The organism is Streptomyces sp. CAI-85, assembly GCF_013363615.1.
Classification (GTDB): Bacteria; Actinomycetota; Actinomycetes; order Streptomycetales; family Streptomycetaceae; genus Streptomyces; species Streptomyces antibioticus_B.
In genome coordinates, this window is record NZ_JAANNX010000060.1 from 1 (window position 1) to 24560 (window position 24560).

The 24560-nt window shown below is 71.5% G+C and carries 19 protein-coding genes, 1 tRNA gene and 1 pseudogene; 5 read left to right on the forward strand and 16 right to left on the reverse strand.

The features are described 5' to 3' along the window. The 5 genes and pseudogenes from G6W55_RS39040 to pgsA form a co-directional block, all read right to left on the reverse strand. Positions 1 to 139: pseudogene (locus G6W55_RS39040) on the reverse strand (pyridoxal 5'-phosphate synthase lyase subunit PdxS); the annotation flags it as partial. A gap of 177 nt (positions 140 to 316) precedes the next feature. Continuing rightward, positions 317 to 859, reverse strand: coding sequence for a hypothetical protein (locus G6W55_RS31715; protein ID WP_175524158.1), 543 nt, complete (start codon positions 857 to 859; stop codon positions 317 to 319). A 545-nt stretch (positions 860 to 1404) separates the two neighbouring features. Next, positions 1405 to 2571, reverse strand: a complete 1167-nt coding sequence (locus tag G6W55_RS31720) for a glycosyltransferase family 4 protein (protein WP_175524159.1) — start codon at positions 2569 to 2571, stop codon at positions 1405 to 1407. Beyond that, on the reverse strand, positions 2568 to 3476 hold the full coding sequence (locus G6W55_RS31725) for a phosphatidylinositol mannoside acyltransferase (RefSeq protein ID WP_175524160.1): 909 nt from the start codon (positions 3474 to 3476) through the stop codon (positions 2568 to 2570). The genes G6W55_RS31720 and G6W55_RS31725 overlap by 4 nt, the downstream gene beginning before the upstream one ends. Further along, a complete protein-coding gene (gene pgsA / locus G6W55_RS31730; RefSeq protein WP_175524161.1) occupies positions 3473 to 4216 on the reverse strand; it encodes a phosphatidylinositol phosphate synthase in 744 nt (247 codons plus the stop codon). Before pgsA ends, G6W55_RS31725 begins: the two co-directional genes overlap by 4 nt. A gap of 377 nt (positions 4217 to 4593) precedes the next feature. Between pgsA and G6W55_RS31735 the strand changes: the two genes are divergently transcribed. Further along, complete coding sequence (locus G6W55_RS31735) at positions 4594 to 6789, forward strand: elongation factor G-like protein EF-G2 (protein WP_175524162.1); 2196 nt, start codon at positions 4594 to 4596, stop codon at positions 6787 to 6789. Positions 6790 to 6975: 186 nt separating this feature from the next. Further along, positions 6976 to 8628 (forward strand): hypothetical protein, encoded by a 1653-nt coding sequence (locus G6W55_RS31740; RefSeq protein ID WP_175524163.1) that lies wholly within the window; start codon positions 6976 to 6978, stop codon positions 8626 to 8628. Positions 8629 to 8645: 17 nt separating this feature from the next. On the opposite strand, the gene G6W55_RS31745 is transcribed toward G6W55_RS31740, so the two are convergent. Further along, on the reverse strand, positions 8646 to 9209 hold the full coding sequence (locus tag G6W55_RS31745) for an HIT domain-containing protein (protein WP_078632879.1): 564 nt from the start codon (positions 9207 to 9209) through the stop codon (positions 8646 to 8648). Between the two features lie 67 nt (positions 9210 to 9276). Between G6W55_RS31745 and G6W55_RS31750 the strand changes: the two genes are divergently transcribed. Then, entirely contained in the window at positions 9277 to 9933 is a 657-nt protein-coding gene (locus G6W55_RS31750) for a potassium channel family protein (protein WP_175524164.1), read from the forward strand. Between the two features lie 43 nt (positions 9934 to 9976). On the opposite strand, the gene thrS is transcribed toward G6W55_RS31750, so the two are convergent. The 3 genes from thrS to G6W55_RS31765 form a co-directional block, all read right to left on the reverse strand. Then, positions 9977 to 11953, reverse strand: coding sequence for a threonine--tRNA ligase (thrS, locus tag G6W55_RS31755; protein ID WP_175524165.1), 1977 nt, complete (start codon positions 11951 to 11953; stop codon positions 9977 to 9979). A 117-nt stretch (positions 11954 to 12070) separates the two neighbouring features. Then, positions 12071 to 13306, reverse strand: coding sequence for a hypothetical protein (locus G6W55_RS31760; RefSeq protein ID WP_175524166.1), 1236 nt, complete (start codon positions 13304 to 13306; stop codon positions 12071 to 12073). Beyond that, positions 13303 to 13869 carry a DUF4365 domain-containing protein gene (locus G6W55_RS31765; RefSeq protein WP_175524167.1) on the reverse strand — a complete coding sequence of 189 codons (567 nt, stop codon included), beginning with the start codon at positions 13867 to 13869 and terminating at the stop codon, positions 13303 to 13305. Before G6W55_RS31765 ends, G6W55_RS31760 begins: the two co-directional genes overlap by 4 nt. A gap of 202 nt (positions 13870 to 14071) precedes the next feature. Between G6W55_RS31765 and G6W55_RS31770 the strand changes: the two genes are divergently transcribed. Continuing rightward, positions 14072 to 14797 (forward strand): 3'-5' exonuclease, encoded by a 726-nt coding sequence (locus G6W55_RS31770; RefSeq protein WP_175524168.1) that lies wholly within the window; start codon positions 14072 to 14074, stop codon positions 14795 to 14797. 64 nt (positions 14798 to 14861) lie between these two features. Here the strand turns inward: G6W55_RS31770 and G6W55_RS31775 are convergent. Both G6W55_RS31775 and G6W55_RS31780 read right to left on the reverse strand, forming a co-directional pair. Continuing rightward, positions 14862 to 14933: transfer RNA gene (locus G6W55_RS31775), tRNA-Val, on the reverse strand. A gap of 39 nt (positions 14934 to 14972) precedes the next feature. Next, a complete protein-coding gene (locus G6W55_RS31780) occupies positions 14973 to 15422 on the reverse strand; it encodes an SRPBCC family protein (protein WP_175524169.1) in 450 nt (149 codons plus the stop codon). A 102-nt stretch (positions 15423 to 15524) separates the two neighbouring features. Here G6W55_RS31780 and G6W55_RS31785 point away from each other — a divergent pair, with 102 nt between their 5' ends. Next, the gene (locus tag G6W55_RS31785) at positions 15525 to 17858 is read left to right on the forward strand and encodes an SCO7613 C-terminal domain-containing membrane protein (protein ID WP_175524170.1); all 2334 of its coding nucleotides are present in this window, start codon (positions 15525 to 15527) and stop codon (positions 17856 to 17858) included. Between the two features lie 13 nt (positions 17859 to 17871). On the opposite strand, the gene G6W55_RS31790 is transcribed toward G6W55_RS31785, so the two are convergent. The 5 genes from G6W55_RS31790 to G6W55_RS31810 form a co-directional block, all read right to left on the reverse strand. Continuing rightward, entirely contained in the window at positions 17872 to 20610 is a 2739-nt protein-coding gene (locus G6W55_RS31790) for a Tat pathway signal sequence domain protein (RefSeq protein WP_175524171.1), read from the reverse strand. 84 nt (positions 20611 to 20694) lie between these two features. After that, positions 20695 to 21294, reverse strand: a complete 600-nt coding sequence (locus G6W55_RS31795) for a hypothetical protein (protein ID WP_375372493.1) — start codon at positions 21292 to 21294, stop codon at positions 20695 to 20697. 28 nt (positions 21295 to 21322) lie between these two features. Then, on the reverse strand, positions 21323 to 22201 hold the full coding sequence (locus tag G6W55_RS31800) for a carbohydrate ABC transporter permease (protein WP_175524172.1): 879 nt from the start codon (positions 22199 to 22201) through the stop codon (positions 21323 to 21325). After that, positions 22198 to 23157: a carbohydrate ABC transporter permease gene (locus G6W55_RS31805; RefSeq protein ID WP_175524173.1), complete on the reverse strand. Its 960-nt coding sequence runs from the start codon at positions 23155 to 23157 to the stop codon at positions 22198 to 22200. The genes G6W55_RS31800 and G6W55_RS31805 overlap by 4 nt, the downstream gene beginning before the upstream one ends. Before the next feature lie 14 nt (positions 23158 to 23171). Continuing rightward, on the reverse strand, positions 23172 to 24458 hold the full coding sequence (locus G6W55_RS31810) for an extracellular solute-binding protein (RefSeq protein ID WP_175524174.1): 1287 nt from the start codon (positions 24456 to 24458) through the stop codon (positions 23172 to 23174). Between the last annotated feature and the right edge of the window lie 102 nt (positions 24459 to 24560).

The following is a 24560-nucleotide window of genomic DNA, read 5'->3' on the forward strand; positions in this document are numbered from 1 at the left end:
CCACGCCGCCGTCCTTGCGGATGTCGGCCGGGACCCGCTCCAGGGCCATGACGGCGACGGCGCCCGCGTCCTCGGCGATCTTCGCCTGCTCAGGCGTCACGACGTCCATGATCACGCCGCCCTTGAGCTGCTCGGCCATGCCGCGCTTCACACGGGCGGTGCCGATCTCGGGGGCCTGGTTCTCGATGCTGGACACGGGTTGACCTCGCTGAAGTGAAGGTGAGTTTCTGCAAAAACCGAGGAAACGCCAGCGAAGCAGTCCACTGCAAGGGCCAATGCAAAGCCGGTGGATCCTTTTGGCTCCGGTGCCCCGGTTTCAGGCCGCGCGCTCGACGAGGGCCGGCGGGGGCTCGTCGTCCATCTCGAAGGCCATCGGGAACGGCGCGTGGCCGGCCAGCCGGAACCAGCGGACCTTGCGGTGCGCGCGCAGCCGCCGGGCCGCGCCGACGGCGTCGTTGTGGAACCGCCGGGCCATCGGCACGCGGCGTACCGCCTCGGTGAGTTCACCGGTCGCCGCCTCTCCCCCGGGTGCCTCGCGTACGGCGTCCACCTGGGCCGCGTCCGCGAAGACCGCCCGCAGGGCCTGGCTCAGATCGCTCTCGGCGACCTCGCGCTGCTCCTCCTCGCTCTGCCGTGCGGCGTGCGCGGCCTCGTACAGCACGATCGAGGCGGCCGGATCGAGCACCCCGGAGGTGGCCAGTTCCTGCGCCACGGACGCCCGGCGCAGCAGTTGCGCGTCCAGCGCGGCACGCGTGGCGTCGATCCGGGCGTGCAGCCGATCCAGCCGCCCCGCCGTCCAGCTCAGATACAGCCCGATCGCGACAAGCACGACAAGGGCCCAGATGAGGGTTCCGGTCACGGACGGCAAGGCTACCGGTGCCCGACCGCTCCGCTCGGGGCCGGACCGGGTCGGGTCAGATGGGGTCGGATCCGGCAGGGGCTCATGTCCGCCAGGACGGTGCCGGGTCGGGCAGTGCGGTGGAGTCCCGCTCGGGCCGGGGGCCGCAGGGGCAGCGTGACCTCCCGGCCGAGCCGCACAGGTCCGACGGGCTGGGCTGTGCGGGCCGACCGGCCCAGCCGAAGAAGCACGCCCGGGCGAAGGAGTGGGCCACGCAGGCCGGGCAGGCACGCCTCAGCGGTGCGGAGCGGCTCGACCGAGCAGAGCCGACCGGACCTGGACAGAACCGCCGCATTCACGCGCAACGGGCAGCACCGGGGCGCCGGTCCTCAGGCGGACGGCCGCCAGGTCGCCGCACCCGCGCGGAACAGGCCGGAGCGTCCTTGCGCTCAAGCGGCCGGGCCGCGCCGGACCACCACGCCCCGGCCGGCACCCGACCACCGCACCCACATCCAGCCGAGCCGGGCAAACTCCCGCGCAGCAGCCACCACGCGCCCCCTGTCGCCTCAGTCCCGTGCCAGCCCCAGCCGTGACCGGAGCGACCCCCGGTCGTCGTCCGTCGCCGCGACCGCCGCCGCTCCCGCCGTGACCGTTTCGTAGACCGACAGGATGTCCGCGCCGACCGTCGACCAGTCGAAGCGGCGGACGTGGGCGCTGCCCCGCGCGCGGAGTTCCTCGCGGCGGTCCGGGTCGGCGAGGAGGCGGATCGCCGCCTCGGCGAGGGCGTCCGCGTCCTCGTTGGCGAAGAGTTCGCCCGCGGCGCCCTGGTCGAGGACCTGGGCGAAGGCGTCGAGGTCGGAGGCGAGCACCGGAGCCCCGGCCGACATGGCCTCCACGAGGATGATGCCGAAGCTCTCGCCGCCGGTGTTGGGGGCGACGTACAGGTCGACGCTGCGCAGGAAGCGGGCCTTGTCCTCGTCGCTGACCATGCCGAGGAACTCCACGCGCGAGCGCAGTTCCTTCGGCAGCCCGGCAACCGCCTCCTCGGCGTCACCGCGCCCGGCGACCAGCAGCCGGGCCTCCGGCCGCTCGGCGAAGATCCTCGGCAGGGCCTTCATCAGCACCGGCAGGCCCTTGCGGGGCTCGTCGATCCGGCCGACGAACCCGAGCGTCTCGCCCTGCCACTCGGCCTTGGGCTCGGCCTTCGCGAAGAAGTCGACGTCGACGCCGTTGGGGATGACGACCGCGTCCCCGCCGAGATGCTCGACCAGGGTGCGGCGGGCGTACTCGCTCACGGCGATCCGCGCGCTGATCTTCTCCAGGGCGGCCTGGAGGATCGAGTACGCGGCGATCATCGCGCGCGAACGCGGGTTGGAGGTGTGGAAGGTGGCCACGATCGGCCCCTGCGCCGCCCAGCAGGTCAGAAGGCCCAGCGAGGGCGACGTCGGCTCGTGGATGTGCACGACGTCGAAGGAGCCGTCGTGCAGCCAGCGTCGCACGCGCGCGGCGCTGAGGAAGCCGAAGTTCAGCCGGGCCACCGAGCCGTTGTACGGCACCGGGACCGCACGCCCGGCCGAGACGACGTACGGCGGCAGCGGGGTGTCGTCGTCCGCCGGGGCGAGCACGGACACCTCGTGGCCGAGCCGGATGAAGTACTCGGCGAGGTCACGGATGTGGAACTGGACGCCGCCCGGCACGTCCCAGGAGTACGGACAGACGATGCCGATCCTCACGCGGGCCCCTTGGTGGGATCGAGGTCCGAGACCCACAACCGCTGAAGCATGTGCCAGTCCTCCGGATGGTCGGCGATGCCCGAGGCGAAGGCGTCCGCCAGCGCCTGTGTCATCACAGACGTCTTCTCGGCCCGGGTACCTGAGCCGGGTACCTCGATCGGGGGATGGACGCGGCCCCGCATGACGGGCGAGTCGTCGTACCAGAGGGTGACCGGCAGCAGCAGCGCGCCGGTCTGCTGGGCCAGCAGGGCGGGCCCAGCGGGCATGGTCGCCGTGTCGCCGAAGAACGTCACCTCGACGCCCGAGGCGGACAGATCGCGCTCGGCGACCAGACAGACCAGCCCGCCGTCACGCAGCCGCCGCGCCAGGGTGCCGAAGGCGGAGCCGCCGTTGTGCGGTAGCACCTCCATGCCGAGGCCCTCGCGGTAGGCGACGAAACGGTCGTACAGCGTCTCCGGCTTGAGGCGTTCGGCGACCGTGGTGAACGGCGTCTTCAGTTCGGTGGTGACCCAGGCGCCGGCCAGGTCCCAGTTCGCCATGTGGGGCAGCGCGAGGATGACACCCCGGTCGGAGGCGATGCCGTCGGTCAGGTGGTGGACGTCCGCGGGCTCGAAGCCGGTCCTGATCCGCTCCTCGCTCCACGCGGGCAGCCGGAAGGACTCCATCCAGTAGCGCAGGTACGACCGCATGCCCGCGCGGGACAGCTCGGCCAGCCGCTCGGCGCTCGCGCCCGGCACCACGCGCGCGTAGTTGCTCTCCAGCCGCCGCACGCCCTTGCCGCGCTTCTTCCACGCGAGGTCCGCGATCGACCGGCCGAGGCGGACGGCGACCGGCTCGGGCAGCTTCTTGACGGCACCCCAGCCGAGTCCGTACAGCGCGTCGGTCAGCCGCTCCTGGGCGCTCACTTGGCCGCCTCGCTCCCCCGGGACGCGTTCTCGGAGGTCCGGGCGGCCCCGTTGCTCCCGGCGCCCGGCTGCGCCTCCCCCGAGGTCTCCTCCGCCGCTTCCGCGGCTTCCGCCTCGGCCTCGGCCGACTCGCGCCGCACCGTGACGACCCGCTGGACCAGCGTGACCAGGCTGCCCACGGCCACGATCCACAGCGCGACCGGCAGCAGATACTGGATGCCCGGCACACCGAACGCGTGCAGCCCCGCGAGGCCCGCCGCGACCAGCGAGATCACCAGGCGCTCCGCGCGCTCCACCAGACCGTTGACGGCGACCGGCAGCCCGATCGACTCGCCGCGCGCCTTGGTGTACGACACCACCTGACCGCTGGCCAGACAGAAGATCGAGACGGCGCACAGCGCGATGTCGTCACCGCCGCCCGCGTACCAGAGCGCGAACCCGGCGAAGATCGCCCCGTCGGCGACCCGGTCGAGCGTGGAGTCCAGGAACGCGCCCCACCGGCTGGAGCGGCCGAGCTGGCGGGCCATGTTGCCGTCGACCAGGTCGGAGAACACGAACAGCGTGATCACGATCGTGCCCCAGAAGAACTCCCCTTGGGGGAAGAAGACCAGCGCTCCCGCGACCACACCGGCGGTGCCGATCAGGGTGACCGTGTCGGGGCTGACCCCCCGCCTGATCAGAAACGAGGCGAACGGCGTGAGAACACGCGTGAAGAACGCACGCGCGTACTTGTTCAGCATGGCCTTCCCGAGGGTCGGTGGGCCGCGCGGCCCCACTGGCCACCGGCTGGCCCATCGTAGCCACGCGCGCGTGTGTGCGACGGGCGGGCACCCGCCCCAGGTGTCACGGCCACGCGGCATCCGGGTCACGGCACGGTCGCGGCCCCGGCCCGCCGGAGCCACGCACACCGCCCCGCCGAGCCGCACGCACCTCACCGCAAGCCCTCCCCCGCACCGCCCCCACCAGCGCCGCCACGCACCGCGCCGTCCGCCGTATGGACGGGCGGTGACGGGAGTGGAAAGCTCGAAGGACCGCGGGCGTCGCCGGAGCCGCCATCGCACGCGGGGCCGCCGTGCCCGCGCCCCCAGTGACCTCACCGTGCACGGGAGGCAAGGAAATGGGCGACAAGGCGCACACACACCCCGGAGCCGCCGGCAGGGCTACAGCGGCCGACCATCCCACGTCCGTACGGAATGTGGTGCTGGTCGGCCACTCCGGATCGGGCAAGACGACCTTGGTGGAGGCTCTCGCGCTGACCGCGGGAGCCGTGAACCGGGCGGGCCGCGTGGAGGACGGCGGCACGGTCTCGGACTACGACGACATCGAACACCGGCAGCAGCGCTCGGTACAGCTCTCCCTGGTGCCCGTCGAATGGGACGGCATCAAGGTCAACCTTCTGGACACCCCCGGATACGCCGACTTCGTCGGAGAACTCAGGGCCGGTCTGCGAGCGGCGGACGCGGCCCTTTTCGTCGTCTCGGCCTCGGACGGCGTGGACGGCTCCACCCGCATGGTCTGGGAGGAGTGCGCGGCGGTCGGCATGCCCCGCGCCATCGTCGTCACACACCTGGAGTCCGCGCGCGCGGACTTCGAGGAGATGACCCGGATCTGCGCCGAGGAGTTCGGCGGCGACGACCCGGACGCCGTCCTCCCCCTGTATCTGCCGCTGCACGGACCGCAGGCCCCCGACGGGCACGCGCCCGTGACCGGGCTGACCGGGCTGCTGTCGCGCAAGCTGTTCGACTACTCCTCCGGCAGCCGCGAGGAGTCCGAGCCGGGCGAGGACCAGGTGCCGGCCCTGGAGGAGGCGCGCAACCGGCTGATCGAGGGGATCATCGCCGAGAGCGAGGACGAGACCCTCATGGACCGCTATCTCGGCGGTGAGCAGGTCGACGTCAAGACACTCATCGACGACCTGGAGCGGGCCGTCGAACGCGGCGCGTTCTTCCCCGTCCTCGCCGCCGCCCCCGCCGCCGACGGCGCCCGCCAGGGCATCGGCACGGTCGAGCTGCTGGAACTCGTCACCCGGGGCTTCCCCACCCCCCTGGCCCGCGAGGCACCCCAGGTCACCACGATCGACGGCGAGCCGCGCGAGCTGAAACGGTGCGATCCCGACGGACCGCTGGTCGCCGAGGTCGTGAAGACCTCCTCCGACCCCTACGTGGGCCGTGTCTCCCTCGTCCGGGTCTTCTCCGGGACCCTGCGCGCCGACGACACCGTCCATGTCTCCGGACACGGCCTGGCCGACCGGGGCCACGAGGACCACGACGTGGACGAACGCGTCGGCGCCCTCTCCGCCCCCTTCGGCAAACAGCAGCGGGCCCTCAGCCACTGCATCGCGGGAGACCTCGCGTGCGTGGCGAAACTCGGCCGCGCCGAGACCGGCGACACGCTCTCCGCCAAGGACGACCCCCTCCTCATGGAGCCCTGGCAGATGCCCGACCCGCTGCTGCCGCTCGCCATCGAGGCCCACAGCAAGGCCGACGAGGACAAGCTCTCGCAGGGACTGTCCCGGCTGGTCGCCGAGGACCCGACCATGCGCCTGGAGCAGAACCCGCACACCCACCAGGTCGTCCTGTGGTGCCTCGGCGAGGCCCACGCGGACGTCGCCCTGGAACGGCTGCGCTCCCGCTACGGCGTCCAGGTCGACGTCGTCCCCCACAAGGTGTCCCTGCGCGAGACCTTCGCGGACAAGTCGGCCGGACGCGGCCGGCACGTCAAACAGTCCGGCGGACACGGCCAGTTCGCGATCTGCGAGATCGAGGTCGAACCCCTGCCCGGCGGCTCGGGCATCGAGTTCGTGGACAAGGTCGTCGGCGGCGCCGTGCCGCGCCAGTTCATCCCCTCCGTCGAGAAGGGCGTCCGCGCACAGGCGGCGAAGGGACTGGTGGGCGGCCATCCGCTGGTCGACGTGCGGGTCACCCTGCTCGACGGCAAGGCCCACTCGGTGGACTCCTCCGACGCCGCCTTCCAGACGGCCGGCGCGCTCGCGCTGCGCGAGGCGGCCGGCGACGCCCGGATCCACCTCCTGGAACCCGTGGCCGAGGTGAGCGTGCTGGTCGGCGACGACTACGTGGGCGCCGTCATGAGCGATCTGTCCGGCCGGCGCGGCCGCGTCCTCGGCACCGAACAGACACCCGGCGGGCGCACGCTGGTACGCGCCGAGGTGCCCGAGATCGAGATCGGCCGCTACGCGGTCGACCTGCGGTCGCTCTCCCACGGCACCGCCCGCTTCCAGCGGGCCTACGCCCGCCATGAACCGATGCCCCCGCAGGTCGCGGAGAAGATACGCCAACAGGCCCAGGCCGGCTGACGGTTGGGGTGAAAACACACGCAAGTGACCTGTGAGGAAGGTGCTCCTCCGAATCGGCGGACGGCTCCGGCCGTCCGCCGACGGCCGCGCCCGGCGGAAGATACGCTGATGACCTGATCAACAGGTGTGCGCGGTACGGAAGTCGGGAAGGCCGCAGAAGCGGGACGGCGGCGAGTGGGGGCGGGAATGACCGTAGGGGACTTCTTCGGGCCACAGGTGCCCCGGACGGGCGGCGAGGGGCAGGCCCCGACGTACGCCCTGGCCTCGGCGGCCTACCGGGACACCCCGATGGAGGAGATCAAGAAGGCCGACAACGAATGGCACCAGTCGACGGTCAAGGACGGCCGCCCCTGGGCCAAGATCTTCCGGCCCAACTTCGGCGAGGCGTACTCCCAGGCGGTCATCGACCGCATGCTGGGCGTCGGCCGCAGCCCCCTCATCCAGTCCTTCGGCAGCGAACCGCAGGTCGTCGTCGAACACTGCCTCGCCGCCAACCGCATCCGCCGCGAACGCGACAAGAAGCTCACCGGCCTGATGCTGCTGTGCGGCGTGCTCTTCCTGCCCGGACTCGTGGTCTGGCTGCTCGTCTTCCAACTGCGCGCCACCATGGGCAGGACGGACAACAAGCGGATCTCCGGCCTCGGCACCGGCCTCCTCGTCGCCGTGGGCGCCCTCGCCGTGCTCTTCCTGGTCAAGATGCCCTTCACCGGCCCCGTCGGCTGGTACGCGCGCGGCTGCGTCGTCGCCCCCGTCGCCGGCTGGTTCCTCGCCAAACGCGTCTGCGAAGGCACCGCACAGGACCTGCGCGAACGCTGGGGCGGCCTGCTCTCCGGCGGCAGCATCGGCGCCAAGGTCCCCGAGGCCGTGCCCACCAGCCCCGACCAGGCCGCCGCCGAACAGCTCCGCCAGTCCCTGGCCCGGCTCAGCGCCGAACAGCAGTCCAACTCCGTCTTCTACGCGGGCCCCAAGGGCATACTCGGCATGGGCACCCGCTGGGGCTCCTGGCACCTCGCCGAGGAACTCGTCCCCGTCGACGAGGTCAAGGGCATCCATGAATTCCGGAGCTGGACCGTCGTCCGCGCCATCCACGACGAACTGAGCGTCCTGCACCGCCAGCGCCTCAAGACCGGCGGCTTCCCCGCCCCGACCGTACGGCACTGGATCGTCACCCACGTCGGCGAGAACGCCAAGGCCGTCGCCCGCCCCGAGGGCACCGACGTCGAGGCGTACCAGGTCAAGCCCCGGGCCGTGGAGGACATCTGCAACAACCAGCAGTTCGACGGCGGCGACCGCCACTACCTCGGCGTCCAGTGGCCCCACCTGTGGAACGGCGACCTCATCCTCACCCTCATGATCACCGTCACGGTCCTCAAGGAGACCCTGCGCATCGAGGTCACCGGCCACGCCCTCGGCCCCGTCAACGGCCTGTTCAGCGGCAAGCCCGAGGCCCCCACCAAGGAGGTCGCCAAGACCGTCCGCTTCTGGGAGACCCGGACGGTCAAGCTCCCCCTCGTCACCCCCGACGAGGTCGTACGCCTCGCCGCCCGCGCCACCATCAGTTGGTACCCGCCGCTCCTCAAGTGGCTCGGCGGCTCCATCGGACTGCCCGAACCCTTCGGCCTGCGGCACGCCTGGGCCGACCAGCCCTGGCGCCACCGCTTCATGGCCGACGACGCCCTGCGCGCCGCCACCCCGGTCCTGCGCGCCGTCCACCGCGCCGCGCTCCGCGTGCTCAAGGAGCACGACGTCGACACCGACAAGTTCAGCACCCGCGCGTCCGCGCTCAGCGGGGCGGTCCAGGACGTCTCACCGAAGAAGGCCGACACGTACGACGCCTAGACCGCCCGGCACCGTCCTCAGGAACCGGCGTCCCAGGCGTCCGCCAGCATCTTGCGCGTGTCCGCCAGCAACTGCGGCAGCACACGCGTGTGCCCCACCACCGGCATGAAGTTCGTGTCCCCGCCCCAGCGGGGCACGATGTGCTGGTGCAGATGCGCGGCGATCCCCGCACCCGCCACCCCGCCCTGATTCATCCCGATGTTGAACCCCTGCGCCCCCGACGCGGCCCGCAGCGCCGTCATCGCCTGCTTCGTCAGCTCCGCCAGCTCGGCCGTCTCCGGACCGGTCAGATCCGTGTAGTCCGCCACATGCCGGTACGGCACCGTCATCAGATGACCACCGTTGTACGGGTACAGGTTCAGCACCGCGTACACATGCTCCCCACGCCGGACGATCAGACCGTCCTCGTCCGATTTCGCCGGGATCGAGCAGAACGGACAGCCGTCGCCGGCCCCCGGACCGGTCGGCTTGTTCTCGCCCTGGATGTACGCCATCCGGTGGGGCGTCCACAGGCGCTGGAACGCGTCCTGCGTCCCCACTCCGATCTGCTGTTCCGGCTCACTCGTCATGCAAGGCAGCATATTGCTTCGCCCGTTCGCGGCGTGTCGCCGGGGCCACGCCCGACACCCACCGGGCGAAGCTGGCCCGATGGACGTCAACGCACGCACCACCCGCTGGGAGGACCACGTCGAGCTGCCGCTCGCCGCCGCCTCGACGCTCTACCTCGCCGCGTACGCCGTCCACGTCCTCGCCCCCGGCATGCCCGAGATCTGGCACGACATCTGCCTCGGCACCCTCTACGGCGCCTGGGCCGCGTTCGCCGTCGACTACGCCGTGCGCTGGCGCTTCAGCGGACGCGGACCCAGCTTCGTACGCTCCCACTGGCTCGACACCCTCGTGCTCCTCCTGCCCCTGCTGCGCCCCCTCCGGATCGTCAAGGCGTACGAGGCCATGGAACGCCGCCACGGACGGCCCCTGCTCCCCCTGTACGCGCGCGTGGTCACCTACGCCGGCATGGCGACCGCGCTGCTCGGCTTCTCCGGCGCCCTCGCCGTCTACCAGCAGGAGCGCTACGCCCCCGGGGCCAGCATCCGCACCTTCGGCGACTCCCTGTGGTGGACCTGCGCCACGCTCGCGACCGTCGGCTACGGCGATGTCGTACCGGTGACGACGAAGGGCCGCGTGATCGCGGTCGGCATGATGGCGTGCGGCCTGGCATTGCTGGGCGCGGTCACCGGCTCCTTCTCCTCCTGGCTCCTCCAGATCTTCTCCCGCGAGGGCGACGAAAGGCCCCCGGGGAGATGAACTCCCCGGGGGCCCCGTCGTACAGCCGGATCAGGCCGCCGGATCAGACCTGCGCCCGCTCCTCGACGACCTTGGCGATCTTGGCGATGGCCTCGTCGAACGGGATGCCGTTCTCCTGCGAACCGTCGCGGTAGCGGAAGGACACCGAGCCGCCCGCCATGTCCTCGTCGCCCGCGATGACCATGAAGGGCACCTTCTGCTTCTGGGCGTTCCTGATCTTTTTCTGCATCCGGTCCGAGGACGAGTCGACCTCGACCCGCAGCCCCTGCTTCTTCGCGGCGGCGGCGAACTTCTCCAGGTACTCCACGTGCCCGTCGCCGATCGGGATGCCGAGCGCCTGCACCGGCGCCAGCCACGCCGGGAACGCGCCCGCGTAGTGCTCAAGCAGCACCGCGAAGAACCGCTCGATGGAGCCGAACAGCGCGCGGTGGATCATGACCGGGCGCTGCTTGGAGCCGTCCGGGCCGGTGTACTCCAGGTCGAAGCGCTCGGGCAGGTTGAAGTCGAGCTGGATGGTCGACATCTGCCAGGTACGGCCGATCGCGTCCTTGGCCTGCACGGAGATCTTCGGGCCGTAGAACGCGGCGCCGCCCGGGTCGGGCACGAGCGGCAGACCCTGCTTCTCGGCGACCTGGCGAAGCGTCTCGGTCGCCTCTTCCCACGCCTCGTCGGAGCCCACGAACTTCTCCGGGTCCTTCGTGGACAGCTCCAGGTAGAAGTCCTCCAGGCCGTAGTCCCGCAGCAGACCGAGGACGAAGGTGAGCGTCTTGTCCAGTTCCTCGGACATCTGCTCGCGGGTGCAGTAGATGTGCGCGTCGTCCTGGGTGAAGCCGCGCGCACGGGTCAGACCGTGCACCACGCCCGACTTCTCGTACCGGTACACGGTCCCGAACTCGAAGAGGCGCAGCGGCAGTTCACGGTACGAGCGGCCGCGCGCGTCGAAGATCAGGTTGTGCATCGGGCAGTTCATGGGCTTGAGGTAGTAGTCCACGCCCTCGTCGAGCTGCATGGGCGGGTACATGCCGTCGGCGTACCAGTCCAGGTGCCCGGACGTCTCGAAGAGCTTCCCCTTCGTCGCGTGCGGGGTGTAGACGAACTCATAGCCTTCCTCCTCGTGCCTGCGGCGCGAGTAGTCCTCCATGACCCGGCGGATGATCCCGCCCTTGGGGTGGAAGACGGCGAGGCCGGAGCCGATCTGCTCCGGGATGGAGAAGAGGTCCAGCTCGGAGCCCAGCTTGCGGTGGTCGCGCTTCTCGGCCTCGGCGAGGAAGTCGAGGTACGCCTTCAGCTCGTCCTTGGACGGCCAGGCGGTCCCGTAGATGCGCTGGAGCATCGGATTTTTCTCGCTGCCGCGCCAGTAGGCGGCCGCGTTGCGCATCAGCTTGAACGCCGGGATCAGACGGGTGGACGGCAGGTGGGGGCCGCGGCAGAGGTCCTTCCAGCACAGCTCGCCGGTCTTGGCGTCGAGGTTGTCGTAGATCGTCAGCTCGCCGGCGCCGACCTCGACGTCCGCGCCGTCGTCGTGGGAGGCGGAGCCCTTGAGGCCGATCAGTTCCAGCTTGTACGGCTCGTCGGCCAGCTCGGCGCGGGCCTCCTCGTCCGTGACGACGCGGCGGGCGAACTTCTGGCCGCGCTTCTGGATCTCCTGCATCTTCTTCTCGATGGCCTTGAGGTCATCGGGGTGGAAGGGCTTCTCGACGTCGAAGTCGTAGTAGAAGCCGTCCTTGACCGGCGGGCCGATGCCCAGCTTGGCCTCGGGGAACAGCTCCTGCACGGCCTGGGCGAGGACGTGCGCGGTGGAGTGGCGCAGGATGTTGAGGCCGTCCTCGGAGGTGATCTCGACGCCCTCGACCTCCTCGCCGTCGGAGAGCACGTACGACAGGTCGCGCAGCTCGCCGCCCACGCGCGCGGCGACGATGGAGCGCTCGCCGGCGAAGAGGTCGGCGGCCGTAGTGCCCGTCGTCACCGTGCGCTCTTCCCGCTCGGAATCGCGTTGGATGATCACACGGACGTCTGACACCGGTCTCTCCTGACTGCTGGTGGGTGCGGCGCCGTACTGTGAGCGCGCGCATTAGGGGATCGTACCGACCCGCACCCGTGGACCGCGAAATCAATAGCGGCGACCGGTGGGCTTCGCTCAGTCCGGGCGGTCGTCTCCGCCGCAGGTCTCCTCGAAGAAGGCGGTGATCTCGGCGGTCTCCTGGAGGGACTTCATGAGCCGGTCCCGCTCGGCCTCGTCGACCTGCACGGGGGCGACCTCTCCGGCCTCGCCGAGTCTGCGGAAGCCGCCCCGGCTCTCCAGGCGTCCGCGGACGGTCACGGGCAGTCCGACGAGGTGGGCCTGTCCGGCGATGCGGTAGTCCTCCTCGGCGAGGGCGACGCGGACGTACGGGATGTCGGCGCCGGTGAGGACCCTCAGCCGGACGCTGCCCTCGCCGCGTGGTCCGGTTCGGCGCAGGCGGACCACGGCGCCGGTGATGCGGACCGGTACGGAGGGTTCGGCGCGGAGGTAGCGGGCGCCGGCCTCGCGCAGTGCGGTGAGGTCGCCGGGTGAGAACTCCAGGGGTCCGGCGTTCGCCGCGCAGTCGGCGGGGACGCCGGTGGCGGGGGCCCAGGCGACGGCGATCCGGGTGCCTTCGGTGCCGCGGACGAGGGCGACGAGCGCCTCGGTCAGTTCGCGGCTGGCGCCGGCGGCGACGGCGCCGTCGAAGGCGTCGGTGCGGCCGGTGGCGCGCTGGTAGTCGATGGCCTCGCGGACGGCGTGCAGGGCCTGGTGGAGGCGTACGGCGAGGGGGCGGCCGGGGTCGGCGGGGACGAAGGCGGTGAGGCCGCGGCCGTCGGTGGCGGGTCCGACGAGGACGTGGCCGAGGAGGGCGGTGGCGGCGCGGCGGTGGCGGGCGCCGTGGTAGCCGGCCCGGGCGCGGGTGGCGAGGGCGCCGGCGAGGAGCATCTGGCGGGCGGCGGTGCGGAGTTGTTCGTCGGCGGTCCAGGGCGCGGTTCCGGCGGGGCCGTCGGGGACGTCGCGCCACCAGCGGATCTCGTCGCTGGGTACGGCGAGTCCGACGAGGACCTCGCGTGCGGAGGGTGCGGCGCTGCGGGCGAGGGCGTGGAGGGCTTCGCCGAGGAGGTCGTCGCTGTCGGGGAAGGCGCGGCTCTCGGGGACGAGGAGGCTGGTGCCGGTGGCGGCGGGGCCCGGTGGGGTCCAGCGGCCGTAGCGTCCGGTGGCGCCGCCGCGGCGTTGCCAGCCGTGGCGGCGCAGGAGGGCGGCGAGGACGGCGGGGTCGACGGTGCCGGGCTCGGGGGGGCGGTTCCAGTGGGTCTCGGGGTGGGGTCGTACGGGGCGTACGGTGCCGTCGAGGGGGCGGTGGGTCATGGTCTGCCTCCCGTCCCGACCCGCGTCATGATCTCGCAGAGGGCCCGGTCGTCGAAGACGCGTGAGGTGGGGATCCGCACGGTGGTGCGGGTGCGTCCGGTGACGGGGTGGCCGGCCAGGTTGATCCAGTAGCAGCAGTGCCGCAGGTCGAGGCGGTCGTGTCCGGCGCGCAGCCACTGGTCCTGGGAGCGGGGGACGATCATCACGACGAGGATCTTGTGCACGGAGACCGGGGTGCGGGCGAGTTTGCGCAGGTGGTCGTTGTCGAGCGTGAAGGAGAAGAACCGGCCCGGGGGGTCGGGCGGGATCTGGTAGGTCGCCTTGAGCTGGACCTTGATGGTGACCTCGTCGTCCACGGTGTGGCCGGGGGCGCTGTGGCTGACGTGCCAGTCGATGCCGTTGTCCGGGAAGGGCTGGGACAGTGAGCAGCCGGCGGCGGCCGCGACGGCGTGGAGGTAGCCGACCTGAAGGGTTTCCATGCAGGCGGTGGTGGCGAGTGTGCCGCGATGGGGGCCCGTGGTCCGGGGCAGCAGCCCGCCCCGCTCGGGCTGCGCTATCGCCATGACGAACAGCCTTCCCAGCCAAGTGAGTTGCCCGGATCCGGGCCGAGTGGTGTGCGGGTGTGTCCCGCCGCGGGCCGCTGAACTGCAAAGACCCGTACTCCTGTTGTGTCCTTCCGGCGTACGGCGCAAACAGCCCGGGTATCACCAAACGGGCGGAAGACGGTGCGTCAGCCGCCGTGGGTGAACGAGGGGTTGTGTGGGTATGGCGTACTGGTACGAGGGCCCGTTGGCCGGCTTCGACACGGAGACGACGGGTGTCGATGTGGAGTCCGACCGGATCGTGTCGGCCGCGCTGGTCGTGCAGGACGCTCCGGGTGTCCGTCCGAGGGTGACGCGTTGGCTGGTGAATCCCGGGGTGCCGGTGCCGGCCGCGGCGTCGGCGGTGCACGGGCTGAGCGAGGAGCATCTTCAGCGCAACGGCCGCTGGCCGGCGCCGGTGATGTTCGAGATAGCGGAGCTGCTGGCGGAACAGGCGGCGGCGGGGCGGCCGTTGGTCGTGATGAACGCGCCGTTCGATCTGACGTTGCTGGACCGGGAGTTGCGCCGGCATCGTGCTTCGTCGCTGGGGCACTGGCTGGAGCCGGCGCCGTTGCGGGTGCTGGATCCGCGGGTGCTGGACCGGCATCTGGACCGGTATCGCAAGGGCCGTCGTACGTTGACGGATCTGTGCGCGCACTACGAGGTGACGTTGGCGGACGCGCATGACGCGGCGGCGGACGCGCTGGCGGCGCTGGAGGTGGTGCGGGCGGTGGGCCGGCGGTTCGCGGCCCGTCTTGAGCGCTTGTCCCCGGCGGATCTGCACGCTCTCCAGGCGACGTGGCACGCGGCGCAGGCGCGGGGGCTCCAGGCGTGGTTCGCGCGCAGTGGCAGTCCGGAGACGGTGGACACGTCGTGGCCGCTGCGTCCTGAGCTGCCGGCGGCGGCCTGAGGGCGTGTTCGGGCCCGGAATGCGGAAGAACCGGCCCGCGGTGTGCGGACCGGTTCTGTCCCGGTGGGCGATACTGGGTTCGAACCAGTGACCTCTTCGGTGTGAACGAAGCGCTCTCCCACTGAGCTAATCGCCCGGGAACGCACTGAACCATACAGGGCTCCGCACGCTTGGTTCAAACCGTTCGCAGGTAGGCGGTCAGTCCGCGGTGTCCGGCACGCATCATCAGGCGGTGGTTGGCGCGGAACAGGGGCCGTCCGGGGACGGCGAACCGTCTGAGCAACGGCTTGTTGACGTCGACGACCTGTTCGTAGCGGGCGAGGGTGCCGGTGCCGTCGGGGGTGAGGGTCCAGCGGGCCCAGCCGTCGAGGTCGCCGGACATGCGGATCTCCAGCACTCCGGCGTGTGGATCGCGGCGTACCTCGCGGGCGGTGAAGGTCATGTCGTAGGGCAGGAGGGAGCGGATGCGGACGACGCCGGCCGTGCCGTCGCCGGTGGGGGTGACCTCGCGGATCTGGGGCCACCAGCGGGGGTAGTCCTCGGCGCGTTCGAGGGCGCGGTAGACGGTGGCGGGCGGGGCGGGCAGCCACCAGCGGGCGAGGAAGCGGTAGTGGTTGCGGTCCATGGGCCGAGTGTGCCCGTACGGGGGTGGGGCGGGCGGCATTTGAGTACGTCCCTGAGTACCCGTACCCATGGCGGGGGCCGTGACGGCGGCCACACTCCAGGTATGACGCATATTCCGCCTCCTGCCGAGGAACTGCGGCTCCTCGACACCGAGCTGCGCCGACTGGACGCCCGGCGGGCCCAGTTGCTGGCCCGTCGCGCCTGGCTGATCACGGCGCTCCAGCAGGCACGGCCGCTCGCCGCGACGGCGCCGCAGCCGGTGGCGCCGGTGGCGCCCCGGCGTGAGGCCACCGCGCCCGGTGTGCAGAACGTCCTGCTGCTGCTCGGCGGTGTTCTGCTGACCGTGGCGGCGATGGTGTTCACGCTGGTGAGCTGGGGACATCTGGGGATCGTGGGCCGTTCCGCGGTGCTGGGCGCGGTCACGCTGGCGGTGCTCGCCGCGCCGGTGGCGCTGCTGCGGCGTTCGCTGCGGTCGACCGCCGAGGCGGTCGCGGGTCTCGGGCTGGCGCTGACGGTGCTGGACGCGTACGCGCTGCACGAGGCGGCGTTCCGGGGGTCGGACGGCACGACGTACCTGGCGGTGTGCACGACGGTGCTGGCTCTGCTGTGGACGGCGTACGGTACGGCGCTCGGTGCGCTGCGGCTGCCGCGTCCGGCGGCGCTGGTGGTGGCTCAGCTCCCGGTGCCGCTGTGGGTGGCGGCGGCCGGTGGCGGGCTGTGGACGGCGGCGGCCGGGGTGCTGCTGACGGCCGGGTTCGACGTGGCGGTGGCGCTGCGCGGGTCCGCGCGGCCGGTCCGGGTGGTGGCCGTGGTGTGCGCGATCGGCTCGGGTGCCTGGGGTGTGCTGGCGGCCGGGGTGCTGGCGCTGGAGGCGTCGGGGCCGGCCGGTGCGGGGCGTGCGGCGGTGCTGTTCGCGCTGGCGGCGGCGATCGCGGTGGCGGCGGCCTGGTCCAGCCCCCGGTCCGATGCCGCGCAGGTCGTGGCGGCGGCCGGTGGTCTTCTTCTGGTCGCCGGTGCGGGTGGGGTGCTGCGGGTGACGGTCTCCGACGCCTGGTTGATGCCGACGCTGCTGGTGTGCGGGATCGCGCTGCTGGCCGTGGTGCGGGTGCCGGACGCGGTGCGCGGGGGTCTGGCCGTGGCCTCGGCCGTCGTCCAGGGCCTGGCGCTGCTGTCGGCGCTGCCGGCGGTGGCCGCGACCGTGCTGGGTCCGCTGGGGCGGATCGGTGACGTGTGGTCGGGGACTCCGGTGGACGCCCGCGACGCGGCGACGCTCGGCGGGGTCTGGCCGTCCGGCGCGGAGACCGCGCCGCTGGTGCTGGCCCTGGTCGCGGCGGTCCTGGTGGTGCGCGGGGGTGTGTGGCGGCAGTGGGCGCTGCCGCCGGCCTGGGCGGCGGTCGTCGTGCTGCCGGCCGCGCTGCAACTGCCGTACGCGGTGGGCCTGTCGGTGCAGGGTCTGGCGGTGGCGGGGCTGCTGGCTGCGGGGACCGCGACGGCTCCTGTGGCGCTGTGGCTCGCCGTGGTGACGTCGGTCGCCGTCGCCTTCGTGTCCCTGGCGACCGAGGCGGCGACGCTCACGGTCCTCGCGGTGCTGACGGCGCTGTTCGCGGCGGCGGCCCGGCAGGGCCGGCACGCGCCGGTGACGGCGGCCGTGTCGCTCGGGTACGCCACGGCCCTGGCCGGTGCGGCGGGTGCCGCGGCGGGCTGGCGGCCGGAGCACGTCGCGCTGCTGGTGCTGGTGGTCCCGGTGGCCGCGGCCCTGCTCGCGCCCCGGATCACCGATCCCGCCACGGTGTTGGCGGTGGAGATCACCGGTGCCGTCGCGGGTGCCGTCGCGATCGGTCTCGCGGTGTTCGACGCGCCGCTGCTCGCGCTGGTGCTGGCCCTGTGCGGGGTGATCGCGGCGGGCACGGCGATACGGCCGGACCGGCGTGGCGTCGGGTACGCGGCCGCCGTCCTGTTCGTGCTGGCCACCTGGGTGCGGCTGGCGGCCTGGCAGGTGGACCTCGTCGAGGCGTACACCCTGCCGGTGACGGTCCCGGCACTGGCCGTCGGTTTCCTGCGTCGGCACCGCGACCCGGCGGTCTCGTCCTGGGCGGCGTACGGTCCCGGGCTCGCCGCGACGCTGCTGCCGAGCCTGGCCGCCGTCCAGCACGACCCGGAGTGGCTGCGTCCGCTGCTGCTCGGTACGGCGGCGCTGCTGGTCACCCTGCTGGGCGCCCGGCACCGGCTCCAGGCGCCGCTGGTGCTCGGCGGTGCGGTGCTGGTCCTGGTCGCGCTGCACGAACTGGCCCCGTATCTGGTGCAGATGGCCGACGCGCTGCCCCGCTGGGTGCCTCCCGCCCTCGCCGGACTGCTGCTGCTCGGCGTCGGGGCGACCTACGAACAGCGGCTGCGTGACGTGCGGCGGGTGCGGGAGGTCCTGGGGCGGATGAACTAGGTCCTGTCGTCGGCTACGACGGCATCCGGTCGCCGAGGAGGGCCAGGTTCTCGATGGCGGCGAGTCCGTAGAGGGCAGTGTCGTTGGTGGAGATCCAGGCGGCCTCGCTGCCCGCGACCAGGGCGGCGGGGCCGCTCACGGGTTCCGTCTTCCAGGGCGCGGACTCGGTGTAGCCGTCGGAGTCGTAGAACTTCTGCCACGCCCGCCGGGCGAGCGCGTCGTCGCCGGTCTGTACGGCGGCGTAGGCGTCGAGGCGGGAGTGGCCCTGGAAGAGCAGCAGGGTGCCGAAGTTGGTGCCGTAGCGGGCCGCTTGTTCGGCCTTGGTGGCGTTGAAGTAGCGGCAGTAGTCGTAGTAGGCGTCGGCGAAGGCCGGCATGTCGACCAGGTGGATGAGTTCGGCGCACAGTTCGTTGAGGCCGAAGACGGCGGACAGGTGGGAGACGCCGACGGCGGGCGCGGTGGCGACGGCGAACCGGCCGGTGTCGAGGTCGTACAGGCCGCTGCCCTGTACGAAGCCGTTGGGCTGGGCGGCGATGGTCTCCATGGTGGACAGCACGCGGGCCCTGGCCTTCTCCCATTTGGGGCCCTTGCGCTCCCATTCGGTGAGCCAGGCGGAGACCAGGCCGCTCCAGTCGGTGCCGAAGCCGATCGACAGGGCGTGCCGGTCGGGTGTGTAGGGCTCGGTGCGGATCTTGCGCAGCGGGTCGAGGGCGAGGAAGGTCTCGTCGGAGTCGACGGTGGCGTGCATGAGGTCGCCGACGCGTTCGTCGGCGGTGAGGAAGTAGTAGTAGCGGCGGTAGGTGGTGTTGGCGATGCGCTGCTGTTTGGCGCTGTCGGCGTAGTGCTGGACGCCGTGCCGGGTGCCCAGGCCCGCCCACTGTCCGATGTGGTAGACGTCGACCTCGCCGGTGTGCCGGGTCATCGACTCGGCGAAGCGGAAGATGTCGGCGCGGCCCGAGCGCAGATAGGCGAACCAGAGCCAGAGGTCCGGGGAGAGTTCGGAGTTGTCCCAGGCGTAGCCGCCGACGTCGTAGCGCCACTGGTGCCGGACGGTGTCGTAGGTGTGCATGATGTCGCCGTGGTCCCAGAAGCCGTACCAACGGCGTTGTTCCACCTGGTCCTTGTAGTAGGTGAAGAGGAAGTCGAGGTGGTCCTCGATCTTCGCCTTGGCGGGGGTGGAGCGGTCCGGTTCGGAGTAGAGGCCGGGTCCGAAGACCTTGGCCTCGACGAGCTGGGCCGGTGGGGCGGCGAGTTGGGGCAGGACGCGTACGGCCCGGGCCTGTGCGGCGAGTTGCTCGGGGGTCGGTGTCGACTCGTTGGCCCAGAAGAGGAGTTCGGAGGTGCGGGCGATGCCGTAGGGGGTGCCGAAGCCGGGTTCGTAGTCCTCGTAGGTGATGTTGAGCCCTTCGAGCTGTTCGGGGAAGGTGTCCTGGCCCATGCCGTCGTGGTAGAAGCGCAGGTCCATGGGCTGGGCCTCGGGTGACCAGAGCCAGAGGGTGACCTCGGCGGCGTCGGTGTGGGCGTCGCGGATGTCGAGCTGGGAGGGGTGGCTCTCCCAGAAGTCCCTCAGTCCGAAGGAGAGTCCGCCGCTCGGGCCGCCGACGTAGCCGAGTCCGGAGGCGCGCCGTCCGCCGCCGGCGGCGATCCAGCCGTGGCCCTTCTTGGTGCGTTTGCGCAGGGTGAAGCCGTCGGCGGAGAGCTGGGAGAGGGTGTAGTCGCCCCATTCGGGGATGTACTGGAGCCGGGTGGTGACGCGCTGGTCCCAGGTGGCGGGGTCGGGGAGTTTCTCGCCCGCGTACTGGGCGGCCTGGACGGCGGCGCCGGGGTCGCGGCGCAGTCCGGTGACGCCCTTGACCGCCTCGCGCAGCAGGCCGGTGCCCTCGCCGCCGATGCGGATGTGGCGGTCGTAGGACGCGTCGCGCAGCGGGACGGTGAAGCGGACGCCGAGGCCGCGGACGAAGTCCCCGCTGGCCTTGCCGGGTTCCTGTGTGCCGTCGTAGGTGACGGTGTGGACCATGCGGAAGGAGTCGGCGCCGGCGTAGAAGTAGAGGCGGATCGAGAACGGCAGCCAACTGCGGTTTCCCTTGCGGTGTTTGCCGTCGATGCGGACCACCGCCCGGACGGGGCCGTCCTGTTCGACGGTCACCTCGCCGATGACGCCCTCGAAGCGTTCGGTCTTGACGGTGCCCTGGTCCTCGTCCTCGATCTCGGGCTGCCGGATGAGGACCAGCCGGCCGTTCCTGGCGATCTCGGTGGTGCCGCGGGTGACGGACTTGACGAGTGTGGCGCCGGAGGTGCCGATCCGCGCGGTGATCACCCCGGTGGAGACGACGACGGTGCCGCCGCTCCTGCCGACGGTGACCTTCCGGGCGGGTGCGGCCGGCTCGCCCGTGGTGAGGGTGAGCTTGCCCTTGCCCGAACCGACCGCGTGGGCGGTCCACTTGAGGGAGCCGTCGGGCCAGTAGGCGAGCGGCCAGGACTGTACGGGCACGGCCTTGCCGTCCGCGTCGGTGAGCGCGAAGGTCCGGCCTTCCGGGTGGAGGCCCTGCGGCCAGGGCACGCCGAGCGTGGAGCCGGGTGCGGCGCCGAGGCCGCCGTCCTCCAGCCAGTCCAGGGTCACGGGTGAGTCGTCGGCGTCGGCGGCTCTCGGCGCGGCCTGCGCGGCCTCGGCCCCCGGCGCCCAACTGAACTGGGCGGCGACACCGGCGACGGCGGCCGCCTTGAGGAGGGACCTGCGGGGGATGGGAGACATGCTCGTTCCTTCCGTACGGGACGCGGACAGAGTGGTCAGGGGCATGACAGGCAGAGAGCGCATACGTGCCGGAGCCGCCGCGGGTCAGCGGTGCCGGTGGCGTTCCTCCACGGCGACGGCCGCCGCCGCGACGGCTCCCAGCACGGGCACCGCCAGCGGCGCGACGAACAGCGCGGACAGGGCCACGACGACGAGGCCGCCCACGATCAGGAAGGAACCGGCGGGATCGAGCACGGTGCGCCGCCCGGCGTCCGCGAGCAGCGCCCGCCAGGACGCGCCGGGCGTCCAGACGGCCGCCGCCCGCAGCACGGCCACGACCAGCCCGATCAGCGCGAGGACCCCGACGGCCCCGACGAACGGCCCGCCGGGGATCCCGGCCCGTACGGCCAGGACGTCCACCCGGACTGCGGCGGCCGCCGCCCAGCCGGCGAGCCCTACGGCCCACCCGCCGCGCACGGCCGTACGGAAGTCGCGGACGAACTCCCGCAGGCCGCCGTCCTCGTGGCCGACGCGGCGGCGAAGGTGCCGGGCGCCGGCCGCGAAGGCCGCGGGCCAGGTGACGACCCCGAGCGAGGCGACGGCGATCCACACACCGGTGAGCAGGGACTCGGCGAACACGGCGAACCGCTCGCCCCCGAGGAAGGACGCCCGGCGGGTCTTCACGGGCGCTGTGGCTCGGTCCACGGGAACCGCCTCACTTCAGTCACTTCAGTCACTTGAGTCCGGAGGTCGCCATGCCGTCGATGAGGTACCGCTGGAAGGCCATGAAGAAGGCCACGACCGGCACCAGCGCCACCAGCGACATCGCGATCATGCTGCCGTAGTTCGAGATCCCCTCCTGGTCGCGGAACATCATCAGACCGAGCGACACGGTGTACTTGGAGGGGGTGTTGAGGTAGATCAACGGCCCCATGAAGTCGTTCCAGGCGTTGATGAAGGTGAAGATGGCGCTGGTGATGAGGGCGGGCCGGGTCAGCGGCAGGACGACGGACCAGTAGGTCCGCAGATGTCCGCAGCCGTCGAGCCGGGCGGCCTCGTCCAGTTCCCTCGGCAGCCCGCGCATGAACTGCACCATCAGGAAGACGAAGAACGCCTCCGTGGCGAGGAACTTGCCCGCGACCAGCGGCACCAGCGTGTCGATCAGGTCCAGGTTGCGGAAGAGCACGTACTGCGGGATGAGCAGCACGTGGTACGGCAGCAGCAGGGTGCCGATCATCAGGGTGAAGAGCAGGTTCCGCCCGGCGAACCGGATCCTGGCGAAGGCGTAGGCGGTCAGCGAGCTGGACACGACGACACCGGCCACGGCGAGCACGGCGTACATCAGGGAGTTCACGAAGAAGCTGCTGACGGGGATGCCGGAGATGCCGTCGGCGAGCCCGGAGAAATTGGCCCAGACCGGTTCGGTGGGCAGCAGGTCCAGGCTGGCGATGATGTCCTTGCTCGGTTTGAACGAGGCGCCGACGACCCAGACCACGGGGTACAGGACGACCGCGAGGACGCCCAGCGCGCCGAGGTGCCAGACGATCGAGCCGCCGCGCCGACGTCGGCGCGTGAGGGTGCTCCGCGGTGCGGGGCTGGTGGCGGTGGTCACTTGCCGGCCTCCTCGTAGTGCACCCACTTCTTCTGCGACCAGAACAGGACGGCCGTGACGAGTCCCACCGCGACCACCAGCGTCCAGGCCATCGCGGAGGCGAAGCCCATCTGGGCCTCCTTGAAGCCCTTCTGGTAGAGGTAGCAGGTGTAGACGAGCGTGGCGTCGGCGGGCCCGCACCGGGTGTCGGAGACGACGTAGGCGGAGCCGAACACCTGGAACGCGTGGATGGACTCCAGCAGCACATTGAAGAACAGCACGGGGGAAATGGTCGGCAGCGTGATGTTCCAGAACCGCCGCACGGGTCCGGCGCCGTCGACCTCGGCGGCCTCGTACAGCTCCCGCGGCACCTGTTTGAGGCCGGCCAGGAAGATGACCATCGGCGCGCCGAACTGCCAGATGCTCAGGGCCACCAGGGAGTAGAGGACGTAGTCCGGGTTGCCGATCCAGCCGCCCACGTCGACGCCGAGGATCTTCTGGCCGCGGTCCACGATCGCGTCGTCCGAGAACAGCGCCCGCCACACGAACCCGACGGAGACACTCGCGCCGATCAGCGAGGGCAGGTAGAACGCGGCCCGGTAGAGGCCCTGTCCGCGCCGCCGCTGGGCGAGCAGCAGCGCGACGCCGAGCGCGAGCAGCAGCTTGAGCGGGGTGGCCACGACGACATATGTGAGGGTGACCTCGACCGACTTCTGCCAGCGGGGGTCCTGGAACATCGTGGTGAAGTTGTCCAGCCCCACCCACTTCGGCGGGGTGAACAGGTTGTAGCTGGTGAACGCGTAGTACAGCGAGGCGATCATCGGCCCGGCCGTGAGGAGCAGGAAGCCCGCGATCCACGGCGACATGAAGAGGTATCCGGCGAGGTTCTCGCGGCGCCGCCCGCGCCGCCCGGCGGCGGGTGCGGCGGGCCGCCGCTTCCCGGCCGGGCGCGCGGGCGCTCCCTTGGCGAGCGTCATGGCGGTACGTCCCCTCAGCCCGCGAACGCGGCCTTGGCCTCGCTGAACAGCGCCTTGGCGGCGTCGGCCGGCTTGCTCTTGCCCTGGGCGACCTCACCGCCGATGCGCAGGAAGGCGGCCTCGACGACATCGGCGCCCGAGGGGTGCGGGGTGATCTTCCCGAGCGCTCCCGCGGCGGCGACCTCCTCCTCGTACGCCTTGACGCCCTTGTTGTTGTCGTCGGTGGGGGTGAAGGCGTCGTACTGCTCGGTCGTGGCGAGGATGCCGCGGTCGTAGCCCATGATCGCGCCCACCTCGGGGTCGTGGACCATGAAGTCGATGAACCGGGCGGCCTCCTCGGGGTGCTTCGTCCCGGAGAAGGCGCTGAGCATCAACGAGCCGAGGTACTGGCCGGTGTCCTTGCCGTCCCCGGTGGGGATCGGTGCGAGGCCGTAGTCCGACTCGCCCTCGCCCTCGTAGCGGATGGAGAAGTTGTCCCAGGTGAACTCGGAGGCGGCGAGTCCGGCGGAGAGGGCGGACTTGGGCTTGACCTGCTCGACCTTCTTCGGGTCGGCGACGAGCCCGGACTTCACGCGCTTGTAGCCGTCCTCCCACCACTGCGTCAGATCGTCCTCGGTGAAGCCGAGTCCGGAGTCGGTGAAGAACGCCTTGCCGTTCTGACGCAGATACAGGTCGTAGAGGTACATGATGCTGAAGTAGCCGGTGTCACCGGCGATCCTCAGCTTGTCCTGGATCGTCTGGAGGGCGGTGAAGTACTCGTCCCAGGTCCAGCCGAACTCCGGTGTCACGCCCGCCTTCTGAAAGGCTTTGAGGTCGATGACGAGCGCCATGGTGTTGGCGCCGACGGGTATGCCGATCTGCTTGCCGTCGACCTGACCGTTCGCCAGAACGCCGTTGCGGAAGTTCTCCAGGCTCAGATTCCCGGCGTCCGCCTGCCCCTTGAGATCCATGAGGACACCGCGCTTGTCGTACTTGCGCAGGAAACCCACGGCATTCTGGAAAACATCCGGCGGATTCCCGCCGGACGCCTGCGTCTGGAACTTCTCCCAGAACGCTTCGTAGTCCGTGAATTCGGGCTTGATCCTGATCTTCGGGTGCTTCATCTCGAAGAGCGCGATGGTCTTCTTGATGGCGATGGCCCGCGGCTCGCCGCCCCACCAGGCGTAACGGAGGGTGACCGTTCCGTCGCCCGAGCCGCCGTCACCACCGCATCCGGTCGTCGCGGCCAGCCCGAGCGTGGCGGCCGCGGCCCCGGCCGCCTTCAGGATCGTTCGCCTCTCCACATGCCTGCTGGTTCCCATGGTGGGGCCCTCCCCGCAGCGTCGTTGCCACTTGCGTGATCCGTGCATGAATCGTTTCAAGAAAGCGCTTGCTGGCACAAGGTACGAGGGGGTGGGGGGAGC